Source organism: Microlunatus sagamiharensis, assembly GCF_900105785.1.
In the GTDB taxonomy this organism is placed as follows: domain Bacteria; phylum Actinomycetota; class Actinomycetes; order Propionibacteriales; family Propionibacteriaceae; genus Microlunatus; species Microlunatus sagamiharensis.
In genome coordinates this window covers 1,232,649-1,246,920 of sequence record NZ_LT629799.1, presented here as the reverse complement: position 1 = coordinate 1,246,920, position 14,272 = coordinate 1,232,649, and the positions used below count along the sequence as shown (strand labels likewise).

Sequence of the window (14,272 nt, the reverse complement as noted above, 5' to 3'; positions counted from 1 at the left end):
CGCCGCCGGGTACGAGCTCCTACAGGGTCCGCGCGAGCGGGTCGCGGCGGTCGTCGGTCGGCGCGATGTGCACGCGGGCGCCCAGCACCGACAGCGAGGCTCCCGAGGCGATCACCGGGTTCAGGCTCACCGAGGCGAGCTGGGGGTGCTCGTCGGCCAGCTGCGAGACGCGGTGCAGCAGGTCCTCCACCAGCGCGACGTCGATGCCCGGCGACTTGTTGCGCCCGAAGAGCACGGGCGCCGTCCGCAGGTCGCGGACCATGCCGGCCGCGTCGACGTCGGTGAGCGGCGGCACGCGGTAGACCGTGTCGCCGAGCAGCTCGGAGGCCACGCCCTCGAGGCCGAGCGAGATGATCGGGCCGAAGGCCGCGTCCTCCCGGCTGGTCACGACCAGGGCGACACCGGGCTGCGCCATCGACTGGACCACCGGCGCGGCGGCGCTGAGCGCGTCGTCGGCACCCAGCCCGAGCGCGACGAGGAGCTCGTAGAGGTGGTCCCAGGCCTGGGCCATCTCCTCGGGGTCGTCGATGCTGCGGTGCACGCTGGCCAGGTCCGGACGACCCCGCACCTGCGGCGCGGTCGCCTTGAGCACCACGTCCCAGCCGAGCGACTCGGCGCGGGCGCACGCCTCGTCCAGGCTGTTCACCGGATAGCGCGGCAGGACGGGGATGCCGTAGGCGGCGAGCAGCTCGGTCGCCTCGGGAAAGCTCAGCTCACGCCCCTCGGGCGAGGTGCGCAGCACCTGGTTGATCAGGCGGCGGGCGCGGTCGGCGTCGAGGTCGAGGTCGGGCACGGCGCCGGGGTCGCGCTCACGCCAGCGCGCGTGGGCCGTCACCGCGGCGAGCGCGCGGATCGCGTCGGTGCCGGAGTCGAAGCGCGGCAGGCTGCCCGGCACGTCGGGACCCATCGAGGTGAGCGGGTCGTGGAAGTCGAGGAACACCCCGACCACGGGCTTGTGCGCGTGCTGCGCCACGCCCTCGAGGGCCAGGATCACGTGGTCGACGCCCTCGGAGTAGACGTTCACCGCGGCGCACACCACCGAGTCGCAGTCGGGGTCGGCGAGCGCCTGCTCGGCGGCGGAGCTGAACGCCGCGGGCGAGGCGCGCGTCGGCAGCACGTGCGCCGGCACCTCGCTGAGCAGCCCGACCGACTCGATCGTGGAGACGAGCTGGGCGGCGAGGGTCGTGGAGTTGGTGATCAGGCGTACGCGCTCGCCCGCGGGCAGCGGCTGACGGGCGGTGATCTTGGCGATGTCGAACATCGCGGTGCGCCGGTGCGTGACCATCACCCCGGCCTGGCGGAACAGCGCGTCGACGGCCTCGTCGGGCGCGTGGCCGAGCCCGCCGCGCACGCCGAGGTGCTCGGAGCGGTTCGTCCGGCCCGGCGCGAAGACGACGACCGGCTTGCGACGCGCGAGCCGGCGGGTGATCCGCGAGAACTTGCGCGGGTTGCCGATCGTGTCGAGCGAGAGCAGGCAGGCGCGGGTGGCGTCGTCGTCCTCCCAGTACTGCATGACGTCGTTGGCGGTGACGTCGGCGTAGTCACCGGTGCTGAGGAACGAGCTGAGCCCGACGTCGGTGCGCACGGCCACGTTCAGCAGGCTCACCCCGGTCGCCGCGGACTGGCAGAACAGCCCGACCCCGCCGGTGCGCGGCATCGGCGCCGGGGTCGCGTTCATCTCCGCGCCGAGGCGGGTGTTCAGGACGCCGAGCGCATCGGGCCCGAGCGCCCGGACGCCGTACGCGCGGGCGAGCTGGACCAGGACGTGGTTCTCCTGCGCGCTGAACTCCGAGCCCGTCAGCACGACCAGGCCGTGCGCGCCCTTGTGCGCGGAGTCGATGACGACCGAGCCGAGGTCCTGGGGGTCGATCGAGGCGACGACCAGGTCGAACTGACCGGGCACGTCGCTGAGCGAGGCCGCGTTCGTCACCCCGGGGACCGTGGTGCCGTCCGAGGCCACGGCGAGCACCTCGCCACGGAAGCCGCCGCGCAGCATCGAGTCGACGACCCCGCAGACGTGCTCGCCGCGCCCGTGGACGACGACGCGCTGCGGCGTCAGCAGGCGGCGTACGGAGGCGGCCTCGGCCCGGTGCTCGCGACGCTCCATGACCCCGACCGAGGTGTCGGTCGGCATGATCGGGAACTCGACGACGAGCACGCCGTCCTCGACGCCCTTGCGGACGCGGTAGCCGGCGTCGGCGAAGACCTGGGCCATCCGGCGGTTCTCCGGCAGCACCTCCGCGACGAACCCGGTGATCCCCCGCTCCCGGGCGGCCTCGGCCAGGTGCTCGAGCAGCAGCTGCGCGACGCCGCGGCCCTGGTGGGCGTCCTCGACGAGGAAGGCGATCTCCGCCCGGCCGCCGGCGGCGCCGCTCTCGAGCCGGTCCCAGCGCCCGACGCCGATCATCTCGTCGCCGAGGGTGAGGATCAGCGCGACCCGGTCGACGTAGTCGACCTGGGTGAAGCGGCGCACGTCGCGCTGGCTCAGCCGCGGGTAGGGCGCGAAGAAGCGCAAGTATTTCGACTCCGGCGACACGCGCTCGTAGAAGGCGACCAGCAGGTCGGCGTCGGAGGGCCGGATCGGGCGCAGCCGGGCGGTCCCGCCGTCGGCCAGCAGGACGTCGGCCTCCCACTCCCGGGGGTAGCCCGGGGGGTCTTCGACCACCTCGGACGGAGCGGTTCCTGCAGACACCCCTTCAGGCTAACCAGCGGAGGTGACACAGGCGTGACGAGCCGCGCATCAACCACCGCGCTCTGGTCCCGCGGGTCGGCTGCACGCCCGACCGGTCGGCGCCGCGGGGCTCAGTCGACCCAGCGCGGCTGGTGGTCGACGCCGACGAAGCGTGCGTCCCAGACCGCGTCGAGCTCGGCCGTCGTGCCGGCGTCGAGCTCGAGGCCCGCGACCGCCAGGTTCTCCTCCAGGTGGTCCAGGCTCGCCGTCCCCGGGATGAGGAGGGTGTTGGGGGCGTGCCCGAGCAGCCACGCGAGCCCGACCTGCGACGGCGTCACGCCGAGGCGCGACGCGGCCCGCACGACCTCGGGCTGCTCGGCGACCTTGGGCAGGCCCGGGAAACCGGAGCCGAGCGGGAAGTACGGGACCCAGGCGACGCCGGCCGCCACGCAGCGGTCGAGCATCGGCTCGAACTGCCGGGCGACGAGGCCGTACGCGTTCTGGACGCAGACGATCCCCGCCGGCAGGGCCCGCTGCAGCACCTCGTCGGTCACCGCGCTGACGCCGATCGCGCCGACGAGCCCCTCGTCGCGCAGGGCCGTCATCTCGGCGAGCTGGTCGTCGAGGTCGACGACCTGGTCGCCCGTCGCGACGACCCCTGGGCCTGTGTCGGCGCGTCGCAGGTTCACCACGTCGAGGCGCTCCCGCCCGAGTGAGCGGAGGTTGTCCTCGACCGCGGCGCGTAGCTCGTGCGGCTTCTGCGCGAGCCGGAGCGGCAGGTCCCCCTCGCTCGTCCGGACCGCGCCGACCTTGCTCACGACGAGCACGTCTTCCTCGCTGCGCAGCGCCCTGCGGAGGATGTCGTTGGCGACCGACGCCCCGTAGAAGTCCGCCGTGTCGACGTGGTCGACCCCGAGCTCGACCGCCCGTCGCACGAGCCGCTCCCCCGCTGCGCGGTCCTCGGCGTAGCGCTCGAGGGCCATGGCCCCGTAGCCGACGCGGGAGACGGTGCGATCGGCGAGGTCGCAGGTGCTGTTCGCCATAGGGTGTCCGTTCGTAGCGATGCGATGAGCGGAGGGTCCTCCGCTTCACCTCGACTCTATACGGAGGTTCCTCCGCTTTGTCGTCGACACCCGGCGTCCGGCGCTCTGCCGCGGAGACGCGCGCGCCCCGGGCCGATGCGCTGCGGAACCGCACCGCGCTGGTCGACGCAGCACGCGCCGCCTTCCTCGACGTCGGTGAGGACGCGTCCCTCGAGGGCATAGCCCGTGGAGCGGGCGTGGGCATCGGCACCCTCTACCGCCACTTCCCCCGCCGCGAGGACCTGGTCGCGGCCGTGTACGCCGAGGAGCTCGACGCGGTGGTCGAGGTCGCCGATGCGCTCGTCGGTGGCGGTGGCACAGCAGCAGCGGCGTTCCGGGCCTGGGCGGACCGCTACGCCGAGTTCGTGGCCGCCAAGCGCGGCATGGCGGAGATGCTGCGGCCGGGCGCCCTGGCCGGGGCGGCCGCCGACGCCGGCACGCGCGGACGGGTGACGGAGGTCGTCCGACGCTTCCTCGACGCCGGACGCGCCGACGGCTCGCTGCGCGACGACCTCGACGCCGGCGACGTGACGACGACCCTCGTGGGCGTCTTCCTGGCGACGCGCGACACCACCGACCCGCACCAGCTCGGCCGCCTGCTCGACCTCGTCATCGGGGGGCTCGGCTCGCGCTGAGCGCCACCCGGGACGCCCGGACCCCGACGCTCGCTCAGCAACGGCCGGCAAGGGCCCCGATACCGCGCCGGGCGGTAGGGACGTCGGGGGACGAGCCCAGAGCGACCAGGGGGTCGACCACGCCGACGGCCGCTTCCTCGGGTACCTCGGCCGGCGGCCGCCGCCCGAGGAGGTCGACCGTGCTCTGGCGCGGGTCCGGGAGTGCTGTCCACGACGAGGCCCGCGGACCCGAGCTGGCTGCGGTCCGGCGGCGCGAAGCCGCTCTTGGCCTCGACACTCGTCCTCGCCAGGCGATGGAGAAGACTCTCGCCGGCCCGAGCCAGCACTGACGCCGCAGCGTCACGGTTCGTCGAGGCCTCAGGTCAGCACCGTGACCAGGAACTGGTCGGAGTCCCTCGCCACGGCCCGGCCGTTCCAGGGCTCCTCGAGGTGCCCGTCGTCGTCCTCGTCGAAGCCGCGGAGGGCCCTGCCGCTGGGGAGCCGGTGGATCGGCTCCACGGATCCGTCGGCGTGCTGGACGGCGACGTCGGCGACCCTCCCCCTGTGGGTGACGGTCCGGCGCCGGCTCGAGAGCTCGTGATGGGACTCGACGTAGCGGGTCGACGACGGGTCCGACCCGGAGAGGTCCAGGCAGGTGAGCTCGACGAACGAGCCGCGCTCGAACGACGGTCCGCAGCACTCGTGCTCCCAGCCGCCGACCTCGACCACGACGCGCACGTCCGGAGACTAGGCGCAAGACCTCCTCGGGACGACGGCGCTGGGCGCGCGGCTGCTGCCGGCGGTGCCTGATCTGGGCAGGCACGTCCGGCGCCCGGCCTACGCCGGTCCCGCCGACCGTCTCAGCTCGTGGCGGCGGCCTCGGCGACCAGCTCGGTCAGGGTCCGGGCCGACACCGGGCCGATGATGCGGGCGGCGACCCGCCCCTGCTTGTCGATCACCGCGGTGCTCGGGATGGCCTGGACCGGCAGCACGCCGTTGAACTTCAACAGCTGCTGGGCGTCGGGATCGAAGATGTGGGCGTAGGAGCTCCGGCTCGTCCGCAGAAACGCCTGGGCGGCCGATCGCTGGTCGACGACGTCAAGGCCGACGAACACCGCTTCCTCCCTGGTCGCACGCGCTGCGGCCTCGAGCTCGTCGGCCTCGCCCCGGCACGGTCCGCAGGTCGACTGCCACACGTTCACCACGACCACCGAGCCCGGATGGCTGATCGAGGCCCGGCCGCTCCCACTGACCACGGGGCCCGCGATGCTCGGCGCGTCCCCGCGGTCGGCCTCGGCGAAGCGGGCCAGCCCCGGGCTGACCCCGAGGCCGCTGTCGGGGTCGTCGCTCTTCCCGGAGGTCCTCGCCACGAGCAGGACGGCGACGAGGACCGCGAGCAGGAACGCGACGGTCGCCGCCGTCGAGGCGATCCTCCACCTCCCAGCCACGACCCCGACGCTACCGCCACCGGGTGCCCTCGGGACCTGACCCGGCATGCTGCTCGCGTGCACCGCTCGCGCCTGGTCGGCGTCCTCCTGGTCGTCGCCGTGCTGGCGGTCCTCCTGGGCGTCCTCGTGCTGCGTTCACCCGGCGCCCACGCCGTCGGGGTCGACCCGTACGCGCTGTCCATCGACCGCGACTGGCTCGACGAGCTGGGCGCGTGGAACTCCAGGCGAACGGTCGGCGCCGTCCTGGTCCTGCTCGGCCTCACCTTCACGGCGCTCGTCATGGGCCTGCGGCTCGGCGCTCGAGCAGCCAGCCCTTCCTGGCGCTCGCTCCTCGTGGTCGCGCTGGCCGCCGCCGCGCTGGTCGCAGGTGGCCTCGTCGCGTTCGATCGTCTCCAGGCGCCGGTGGTCGAGCACGTCGCGATCTCCAAGGCGAGGGACTCGCCTCCAGTGGTCTCGAGAACCGTCCACGCCACGGCCGGCTGGAGCCGCGGCCAGAGCGTCGCCGCCCTGGCGGCCGCCCTGGGACTGCTGCTCGCGGGCGGCACGGCGGGCGCCGCCGTGGGTCGACGGCGAGGGCCGGGCGCCAGCAGGACGGACGCGGGCCGGACCTAGGCTGGCGAGCCCCATGAAGACCCTCCGCGACCTGGTCGCCGCCTACCTCACCGAGCAGCTGACCGTCCTGGTCGACGCCCCCGCGCACGTCAGGGCCGGGGAGGACGTCACCCACCCGACGCGGGTCGCCGTACGGCGCGTACGCAGCACGTTGCGGGTCTTCCCCGAGCTGTTCGAGGTGCCCAAGGCCGGGCGGCTCGACGACGAGCTGCGGTGGTGGGCCGGGCTGCTCGGGGAGGTGCGCGACCTCGACGTCCAGTCGGCGCGGCTGGGCGCGGCGCTCGACACGGTGCCCGACGAGCTGGCGCTCGGACCGCTGCGCCGCCAGCTCGCCGAGCTGGTCGACGTCCGGCGGGGCGTCGCCCTGCGCACCGTGCACGAGGCGCTCGACTCCCCGCGCTACCGGACCTTCGAGGTGCTGCTGCACGCCTGGCGCGCCGACCCGCCCTTCACCGCCGAGGCCGACCGCCCGGCCAAGCGCGCCGCGCGCTACGTCACGCGCGCGGACAAGAAGACGCACCGCCGGCTCGTGCAGGCCTCGAAGGCCTACCGGGCCGGCGCCGCGGACGCCGACGAGCTGATGCACCGGGCCCGCAAGGCCGGCAAGCGCCACCGCTACGCCGTCGAGCTCGCCGCACCGGTGCTGGGCAAGAAGGCCGACGCGATCGTCAAGGAGCGCAAGGCGTTCCAGGAGCTCCTCGGCGAGCACCAGGACAGCGTCGTCGCCGAGGGGCTGCTGCGCGAGCTCGGCGTGGCCGCCGGCGCCACGGGTGAGAACGGCTTCACCTGGGGCCTCCTGCACGCGCGCGAGCAGGAGATCGCCCGGGTGATCGTCAAGAAGCTGCGGCACTACCTCTGATCGCGCCGCCGGCGACGGCGTGGAGCAGCTGGTTGGCGCTGCGCAGCACGAGCGGACCGAGCAGGTCCTCGGCCGCCAGCCCCGCGGGGCCGGACACGTGGACCGTGACCGACTCCCCGGGCAGGAGCGAGACGAGCATGTCGTCGGCCTGCGCCTCGGGGTCCACCCGGTCGGCCAGCACGGCGAGGTCCTTGACCAGCGTCCGCGCGGTCACCCGGACGGCGTAGCCGCCCTCGACCGGCTCCACGCCGGCCTCCAGCGCTGAGCCGAGGTCGGCGGCCGCGAGCGCGCCGTCGCGGTCCTCGACGAACCACCACCACGCGCGCAGCCCGCCCACCTCGGCGAGCAGCACCTCGCCCGCGGGGTCCCCCGGCTCGCTGGTCGCCGGGTCCAGCGCCAGCGTGGCCGTCGTCCGCGCCGCGACCGCGAGGGGCAGCGCCTGCTCCCCCACGACCGTGCCGTCGTGCCGCAGCCGCCGTACGCGGACGACGTCGGCCCAGTCCTTCGGCCCGTCGTTGACGACCACGACGGCCAGGCCCTCAGCGCGCGGCTGCACGGTGACCAGGCGGTCGGCGAAGGCGCGGCGCAGGGCGTACCAGACGGGCTTGCGGCGGCCCTCGCCGTCGACGACGGCCCACGAGGTGACCGGCCAGAGGTCGTTCAGCTGCCACCAGACGGCGCCCGAGCAGACCGGAGACCAGGAGCGCAGGTGCTCGATGCCGAAGGTCAGCGCGCGCGCCTGGTTGAGCGACGTCGCCCAGTGCCAGTCGTCGACCCCCTCGGGCACCGGCAGGTGCGGCGCGAGGCCGCGGGAGAGCTTGAGGTCGCCGTCGGCGGCCTTCTGGTGCGCCGCCATGCCCGGCGACGTCGGCGTCAGCGGGTCGTCGTGGACGGCGCGCGTCAGCGTCGACCAGGCCGGCGGGCCCTGCCAGCCGAACTCGGCCACGAACCGCGGGACCGAGTCGCGGTAGTGGGCGTAGTCGAGCACGTTCCACACGTCCCACAGGTGGCTCGGGCCGTGGTGCGGGTCGTTCGGGTGGAGGTCGGGCGACATCGCGTACGGGGTGCCCGGGCAGTAGGGCCGGGTCGGGTCGAGCTCGGCGACGATCCCGGGCAGCAGGTCGGTGTAGTAGCCGAGGCCCCACGTGCGGCCGTCGAGGTCGTCCTTCCAGCCCCAGTCCTCGTGGCCCCAGATGTTCTCGTTGTTGCCGTTCCACAGCACGAGGCTCGGGTGCGCCGAGAGCCGGGTGACCGCCTCGCGCGCCTCGGCCTCGACCTCCGAGCGGAGCGGCTCCTCCTCCGCGTACGCGGCGCAGGCGAAGAGGAAGTCCTGCCACACCATCAGCCCCAGGCGGTCGCACGCGGCGTAGAAGTCGTCGCTCTCGTAGAGCCCGCCGCCCCAGACCCGGACGAGGTTGGCCCCGACCGCGACGGCCTCGCCCAGCCGGTCGGCGTAGCGCTCAGGCGTCATCCGGCTCGGGAAGACGTCGTCGGGGATCCAGTTGAGGCCGCGGGCGAAGACGGGCGTGCCGTTGACGACGAGACGGAACGGCGTGCCGTCGGCGTCCGGCGTCGTGTCCAGCGCCACCGTGCGGAAGCCGACCTCGCCCTCCCAGGAGTCAAGGGCCCGCTCGCCCGTCGCCAGCGACACGGCCACGGGGTGGAGCGGCTGGTCGCCGTACCCGACCGGCCACCACACGGCGACGTCGTCGACCTCGAGGTGCACCACCGCACTCGTCGACCCGGCGGGCACCTCGACCTCGGCCGACCGGCCGGCGACCTGCGCGCTGACGGTCAGCGCGCTGACGTCACCGGGGGCGCGCACCACCTCGACGTGCACGTCGAGGACTCCGCGCTCGGTGCCGTCCTCGGACTGCACGTCGACGAGCGGGCGGACGCCGCCGAGGCGGGCCGTGCTCCAGCCACGGAGCGTGAGCGGCTTCCAGATCCCCGACGTCGCCAGCGTGGGTCCCCAGTCCCAGCCGTAGCTGCACGCCATCTTGCGCAGCGCGTTGAAGGGCTGCTCGTACGCGCACGGGCGCGGCCCGAGCGCCTCGCTCGCCCGCTGCGCCGCCGGCACCGGCGCCTCGAACGACACCGCGAGCTCGTGATCACCGACGGTGATCACGTCGGTGAGGTCGACGCGGTGCGTGCGGTGCATGTTCGCGGTGCGCGCGACCACGCGGCCGTCGAGCTCGACCGTCGCCACCGTGTCGAGGCCCTCGGCCACGAGCTCGACCACCGCGTCCCCGCGCGCCTGGTCGTCCTCGGTCCAGGAGAGCGCGATCGCGTAGCGCCAGCCGGTCTCGCCGACCCAGGCGAGCAGCGCCTCGTTCTGGTCGAGGAACGGGTCGGGCACCAGGCCCGCGAAGAGCAGGTCGGTGTGCACGCAGCCCGGCACGGTCGCGGGGATCCCGTCGGACAGCGCCCCTGCCAGCTCCGGCGGCACCGGCCCGTCCGTCGCCCGTACGGTCCAGCCCTGGTCGAGGAGTCTGCGCACGGGTCCACATTCTGCCTGCGAAACCGGTTCAGCCTGCGGGCGGCACCCTGTCCGACGCGGAGCGGGAACCTGTGCCCATCCCGCTCAGCCCTGCCGCACCGGCCGGATCGTGAGGTCGCCGATCTCCACGTCGTCGGGCTGGTCGATCGCGAACGCGATGGCCCGGGCGACCGCCTCGGGGGCGATGCCGAGGTCGGCCATGGCCTGCTGCGCGGCGTGGCGCGTCGCCGGGTCGTCGATGGAGTCGACGAGCTCGGTCCGCACGTAGCCGGGCGAGACCGACGTCGTCCGCACCACGCCGTCGGTGCTCTCCTGCCGCAGCCCCTCCATGATCGTGCGCACGGCGTTCTTGGTGCCGGCGTAGACCGCCTGCGTCGGGACGATCTTGAGGCCCGAGGTCGAGACGACGGTCACGACGTGCCCGCGACCCTGGCGCCGGAACACCGGCAGGACCGCGGCGATGCCGTGCAGGACGCCCTTGACGTTGACGTCGATCATGGCCGACCAGTCGGCGAGGGTCCCGTCCTCGACGGTCGCGATCAGACCGACCCCGGCGTTGTTCACGAGCACGTCGAGCCGGCCGAATGCCTCCACGGCCGTGTCGACGAGCCGCTCGAGGTCGGCAGGCTCGGTCACGTCGACGCGCACCGCGCGGGCCTGCCCGCCGTCGGCCTCGATCTCGGCGACCAGACGGTCCAGCCGCTCGGTCCGACGGGCACCCAGCACGACGAGCGCGCCCTGCTCGGCCAGCACGCGAGCCGTCGCCTCGCCGATCCCGCTGCTCGCGCCCGTGACGGCGACGACCTTGCCCCTGGTGCTCATCGGTCTCCTCTAGTGTGGACACGTGTCCGTTTCCGACGAGCGTACCGGACAGATGTCCGTTTCTGGCGGGCAGCCGTCCCTCCGTCCAGACGCGCAGCGCAACCGCAATCGGATCCTGACGACGGCGCGCGAGCTGCTGCGCGAGCCCGGAGACCTGCGGCTCAACGCCGTGGCGCGGGCGAGCGGCGTGGGGCAGGGCACGCTCTACCGCCACTTCCCCACCCGCGAGGCGCTGCTGGCCGCGGTCTACGAGCGCGACGTCGCCGAGCTGGTCGCCGCCGCTCCCGACCTCCTCGCGACGCGCACCCCGGTGGAGGCGCTGGCGGCCTGGTTCGAGCGGGTGGGTGCGTACGCCCGGGTGAAGCGTGACGTCTTCGCCGCGCTCGAGGCGGCCACCTGGCGCGACCTCGCCGACCACAGCCTCGGTCCGATCGGCGACGCGGTCGAGCTGATCCTCCGCGCGGGCCGGTCCGACGGCAGCATCCGCGACGACGTCCAGGCCCGCGACGTGATCGTCCTGATCAGCTGGCTCAGCCGGCTCGACGACGACGAGCTCGACGCCCGCGGTCCGGTGCTGCTGGCCGTCCTGGTCGACGGGCTCCGGGCTCCCCGCCCGACCTCAGCGGTCGCCGAGCGGTAGCTTGCCGCGTCCGGTGCTGTGTCGAGGGCGCGGCAACCTACCCCTCGGCGAAGGTCGTGGCGCTGCACGACCTCAGACAGGGTTCCGGCGCACGTGGTCGACGACCTCGCGGAGGTGCTGCACGACGGGGTACCGGTCGTCGTCCGGCGGTCGCTGGTGCCCGCCGTCGAAGCGGACGAAGCCGAGGCCCAGCTCGCGGGCGATCTCCTCGTCGTGGTTGGTGTCGCCCACCATCAGGACGCGTCGGGGCTCGTGGCCCGACGAGCGCAGCCAGCGCGCGACGGCCGCGGTCTTCGAGGGCGCGTACGCGTCGGTGGTCCCGAGGACCTGCTCGAAGTGCTTGGTGAGCGCGTGCGGGTCCATCTGCCCGGCGAGGACGTCGGGGACCGTCGCGGAGATGAGGACCTGGGTCACGCCGAGGCGTCCGATCGTCCGGAGCGTCGCCACGGCGTCGGCGTGGAGCGGGGCCCGCCCGACCAGGGCCGCGAAGAGCTCCAGGTAGCGCCCGGCCGCCGCCCGGAAATCGTCCTCGGCGATCCCCACCCGGGCGTAGAAGGCCGGGACCGGGAAACCGAAGACAGACCGGTACGCCTCGACGTCGGGCAAGGGCGCCAGACCGCGCTCCTCGAGGACCGTGTTCATCGCCGCCAGGGCGAGAGCCGTGTCGTCGAGCAGCGTGCCGTTCCAGTCCCAGCAGACGACGTCGACGGACGCGTCGGCGACGGCTCCGACGGCGACGTCGTCAAGGCTCGGCACGAGAAGAGGGTCGCACCGTCACCCGGCACCTCCGTCGACCGGGCAGCGCGTCGACCGGGCAGCGCGTCGACCGGGCAGCGCGGGCATGAGAAGAGGCGGGCCGCGCCCCGGGTCGAGGGTGCGGCCCGCCTCCGGCGGGACGGGTCAGGCGGTGGGACGGGTCAGGCGGCGACGCGACGGTCGGCGAAGCGCTCGCTGTGGTCGACCGACGCGGCGACGAGCTGGCGCAACTTGGAGAGGCCGCGGTGCTGGGTTACCCGGACCGCATTGGCCGACATGCCGACGAGCTCGCCGACCTCGTCGGCGCTGCGGCCCTCGGCCCGCAGGCGGATGACCAGCGCGGTGCGCGCCGGCAGCCGCTCGAGCAGCTCGAGGGCGGCGTCGACGTCGGAGCGGGCGAGGACCTGCTGCTCGGGGTCGAGCGCGGTCTCGACCTGCTCCGGCAGCTCGTCGACCAGGTGCAGCGGGCTGCGGGCGTAGCGGCGCTGGGCGTCGGCGACCTTGTTGGACGCGATCGCGAAGACGAGGGCCACGAAGGGGGCGCCGTTGTCCTCGTAGCGCGGCAGCACGTCGACCACGGCCAGGCAGATCTCCTGCGTGACGTCCTCGGCGACCTCGAGGCCGCCGGCGTAGGTCGCCAGGCGAGAGCGGGAGTAGCGGTAGGCGACCTTGCGGACCTCCACGACGAGGGCGTGGAGGGCGAGGGTGTCACCGCCCTGAGCGGCGGCGACGAGCTCGCGGTCGGCGAGAGCCTGGGTGGTGGTGGACGACATCGGCGATCCATTCACTTGCCCCGAGTGGATGGGTGGTCGAGCTGCTCCGGGGGCCCCGCTCCGGTGCGGCCGGGAGGGTCATCGGCGATGATGCCTCCCGTCGGGCAGTTCCTGAGAACCGGTCCGTTGCATTAATCATGGACACCGTTGTCATGCTGCGCAAGCCGGTGAACCCCCTGGTCAACCTAAAGTTTGCTGAGGAAAATTCTCTCAGGAATCGTCCTGATCCAGGACTACTCGATCGTCGCGCAACCCACTGGAAAGATGCTCCACGAGGCGTTCGACCAGACCTCCAGACGGTCGTGCGGGAGGACGTCCGGGAGCCGTCCCCGCCGGCGCTTCGCAGGGGCCGTGGCACCTCGTCCCCTAGGCTCCCCGGTCGTGACGCCCGCGTCGCAGGACCCGTACGGCGGGCCGGAGCCCGACGCCTCCGAGCTCGACGGGCACGAGGACGTCCAGGCGGCCGTGGACGCGCTCGCCGCGCGGCTCGACCTGTCGGTGCTGGTCGAGGACCGGCGGCAGCGTCCGGTCTGGTGGTCCACCCGCGGCGCGGTCGACGGCACCCGGGTCCGCACCATCCTCAACCGCCGCGTCGACGCCGAGGTGGCGCACGCCGTCCGCACCTTCGACCTCGCCCACGCCCTCGCCCCCGTGCGCACGCCCGGCATCCCCGAGCTCGACATGTGGGCGCGCTGGTGCATGCCCGTGCACGCCGGCGAGGAGCTGCTCGGGCTGCTCTGGGTGCTCGACCCCGACGACACCGTGTCGCCGGCCGACCTGCCGTTCGTCGTCGAGTGCGCCGATCGGGCCGCGGAGGTGCTCGCCCGGGCCGAGGGGTCGCGCCGCGACGTCACCCGCCGCCGCGAGGACCTGCTCCGGACCCTGCTCGACGGGCCTGATGCGGCCGCCGTGCGCGAGCTCGTCGCCCTCGAACGGCTCCCCGCCGACGTGGGTGTGCAGGTCCACACGACGACCTGGCGCGGCGGCTGGCGCCTGCCGGGCAGCGACCTGCGCGCCCACACCGTCCGGGACGAGCCCGGGGCCGGCGTCCGCGGGCGACCGCGACCGGCGCTGAGCGGCGCTGCCCTGCCGCTGGAGCGCCTGGGCGAGGCGCTGCGCCGGGCGGACGCGACCCGGACCGCGTTGGAGGCCGGCGCCCACGTCGACCCGGTGTCCTGGGACGCGCTCGGTGCCTGGCGCCTCGTCGTGGACGCCCCCGAGGAGCTGGCCGTCGGCGAGGTGCACCCGGCGGCCGAGGTGCTCGCGTCGCTCCCCCGTCGCGACCTCATGGTCAGCGCCCGGACGGTGCTCGACCTCGGCGGGGACGTGGCCGCGGCCGCGCAGCAGCTGCACGTGCACCGCACGACGCTCTACTACCGCCTGGACCGCATCGCCGACATGACGGGGGTGGACCTCCGCGACGGGCGCAGCCGTACGGACCTGCAGGTCGCGCTGTGGCTCGCCGCCTACCGCGAGGCGGCCGCGCGCTCCTGAC

The 14,272-nt window shown here is 74.2% G+C and carries 13 protein-coding genes; 5 read left to right on the top strand and 8 right to left on the bottom strand.

Annotated features, from left to right (window positions below; translation table 11 throughout):
• Positions 1-19: 19 nt before the first annotated feature.
• Positions 20-2,692: a GNAT family N-acetyltransferase gene (locus BLU42_RS05635; protein WP_231918460.1), complete on the bottom strand. Its 2,673-nt coding sequence runs from the start codon at positions 2,690-2,692 to the stop codon at positions 20-22.
• A gap of 110 nt (positions 2,693-2,802) precedes the next feature.
• A complete protein-coding gene (locus tag BLU42_RS05630; protein WP_091073612.1) occupies positions 2,803-3,714 on the bottom strand; it encodes an aldo/keto reductase in 912 nt (303 codons plus the stop codon).
• Between the two features lie 77 nt (positions 3,715-3,791).
• Here BLU42_RS05630 and BLU42_RS05625 point away from each other — a divergent pair, with 77 nt between their 5' ends.
• Positions 3,792-4,388, top strand: a complete 597-nt coding sequence (locus BLU42_RS05625; protein WP_091073611.1) for a TetR/AcrR family transcriptional regulator — start codon at positions 3,792-3,794, stop codon at positions 4,386-4,388.
• Between the two features lie 357 nt (positions 4,389-4,745).
• Here the strand turns inward: BLU42_RS05625 and BLU42_RS05620 are convergent, their stop codons facing one another.
• Both BLU42_RS05620 and BLU42_RS05615 read right to left on the bottom strand, forming a co-directional pair.
• A complete protein-coding gene (locus BLU42_RS05620; protein ID WP_091073610.1) occupies positions 4,746-5,105 on the bottom strand; it encodes a DUF6578 domain-containing protein in 360 nt (119 codons plus the stop codon).
• A gap of 122 nt (positions 5,106-5,227) precedes the next feature.
• A complete protein-coding gene (locus BLU42_RS05615) occupies positions 5,228-5,815 on the bottom strand; it encodes a TlpA family protein disulfide reductase (RefSeq protein WP_157719805.1) in 588 nt (195 codons plus the stop codon).
• A gap of 57 nt (positions 5,816-5,872) precedes the next feature.
• On the opposite strand from BLU42_RS05615, the gene BLU42_RS20485 reads away from it, so the two are divergent.
• Together BLU42_RS20485 and BLU42_RS20480 are read left to right on the top strand one after the other, a co-directional pair.
• On the top strand, positions 5,873-6,427 hold the full coding sequence (locus BLU42_RS20485) for a hypothetical protein (RefSeq protein WP_157719803.1): 555 nt from the start codon (positions 5,873-5,875) through the stop codon (positions 6,425-6,427).
• A 13-nt stretch (positions 6,428-6,440) separates the two neighbouring features.
• Positions 6,441-7,286 carry a CHAD domain-containing protein gene (locus tag BLU42_RS20480; RefSeq protein ID WP_157719801.1) on the top strand — a complete coding sequence of 282 codons (846 nt, stop codon included), beginning with the start codon at positions 6,441-6,443 and terminating at the stop codon, positions 7,284-7,286.
• Here BLU42_RS20480 and BLU42_RS05605 read toward each other — a convergent pair.
• Together BLU42_RS05605 and BLU42_RS05600 are read right to left on the bottom strand one after the other, a co-directional pair.
• Complete coding sequence (locus BLU42_RS05605; RefSeq protein WP_091073607.1) at positions 7,261-9,786, bottom strand: glycoside hydrolase family 2 protein; 2,526 nt, start codon at positions 9,784-9,786, stop codon at positions 7,261-7,263. The genes BLU42_RS20480 and BLU42_RS05605 overlap by 26 nt on opposite strands.
• Positions 9,787-9,870: 84 nt before the next feature.
• Positions 9,871-10,608 carry an SDR family oxidoreductase gene (locus tag BLU42_RS05600; RefSeq protein ID WP_091073606.1) on the bottom strand — a complete coding sequence of 246 codons (738 nt, stop codon included), beginning with the start codon at positions 10,606-10,608 and terminating at the stop codon, positions 9,871-9,873.
• Between the two features lie 52 nt (positions 10,609-10,660).
• Between BLU42_RS05600 and BLU42_RS05595 the strand changes: the two genes are divergently transcribed.
• Positions 10,661-11,248 carry a TetR/AcrR family transcriptional regulator gene (locus BLU42_RS05595; protein WP_091073605.1) on the top strand — a complete coding sequence of 196 codons (588 nt, stop codon included), beginning with the start codon at positions 10,661-10,663 and terminating at the stop codon, positions 11,246-11,248.
• Between the two features lie 72 nt (positions 11,249-11,320).
• Here BLU42_RS05595 and BLU42_RS05590 read toward each other — a convergent pair whose 3' ends face one another.
• Both BLU42_RS05590 and BLU42_RS05585 read right to left on the bottom strand, forming a co-directional pair.
• Positions 11,321-12,004 carry an HAD family hydrolase gene (locus tag BLU42_RS05590; protein ID WP_091073604.1) on the bottom strand — a complete coding sequence of 228 codons (684 nt, stop codon included), beginning with the start codon at positions 12,002-12,004 and terminating at the stop codon, positions 11,321-11,323.
• Between the two features lie 161 nt (positions 12,005-12,165).
• On the bottom strand, positions 12,166-12,777 hold the full coding sequence (locus tag BLU42_RS05585; RefSeq protein ID WP_091073603.1) for a sigma-70 family RNA polymerase sigma factor: 612 nt from the start codon (positions 12,775-12,777) through the stop codon (positions 12,166-12,168).
• 381 nt (positions 12,778-13,158) lie between these two features.
• On the opposite strand from BLU42_RS05585, the gene BLU42_RS05580 reads away from it, so the two are divergent.
• Positions 13,159-14,271 carry a PucR family transcriptional regulator gene (locus BLU42_RS05580; protein ID WP_091073602.1) on the top strand — a complete coding sequence of 371 codons (1,113 nt, stop codon included), beginning with the start codon at positions 13,159-13,161 and terminating at the stop codon, positions 14,269-14,271.
• The last annotated feature ends 1 nt before the right edge of the window (position 14,272 follow it).

Bases quoted from the DNA above. Each gene is read 5' to 3' on its own strand.
- BLU42_RS20480 (WP_157719801.1), top strand. From the start codon at position 6,441: ATGAAGACCCTCCGCGACCTGGTCGCCGCCTACCTCACCGAGCAGCTG.
- BLU42_RS05600 (WP_091073606.1), bottom strand. From the start codon at position 10,608: ATGAGCACCAGGGGCAAGGTCGTCGCCGTCACGGGCGCGAGCAGCGGG.
- BLU42_RS05630 (WP_091073612.1), bottom strand. From the start codon at position 3,714: ATGGCGAACAGCACCTGCGACCTCGCCGATCGCACCGTCTCCCGCGTC.
- BLU42_RS05595 (WP_091073605.1), top strand. From the start codon at position 10,661: ATGTCCGTTTCTGGCGGGCAGCCGTCCCTCCGTCCAGACGCGCAGCGC.
- BLU42_RS05585 (WP_091073603.1), bottom strand. From the start codon at position 12,777: ATGTCGTCCACCACCACCCAGGCTCTCGCCGACCGCGAGCTCGTCGCC.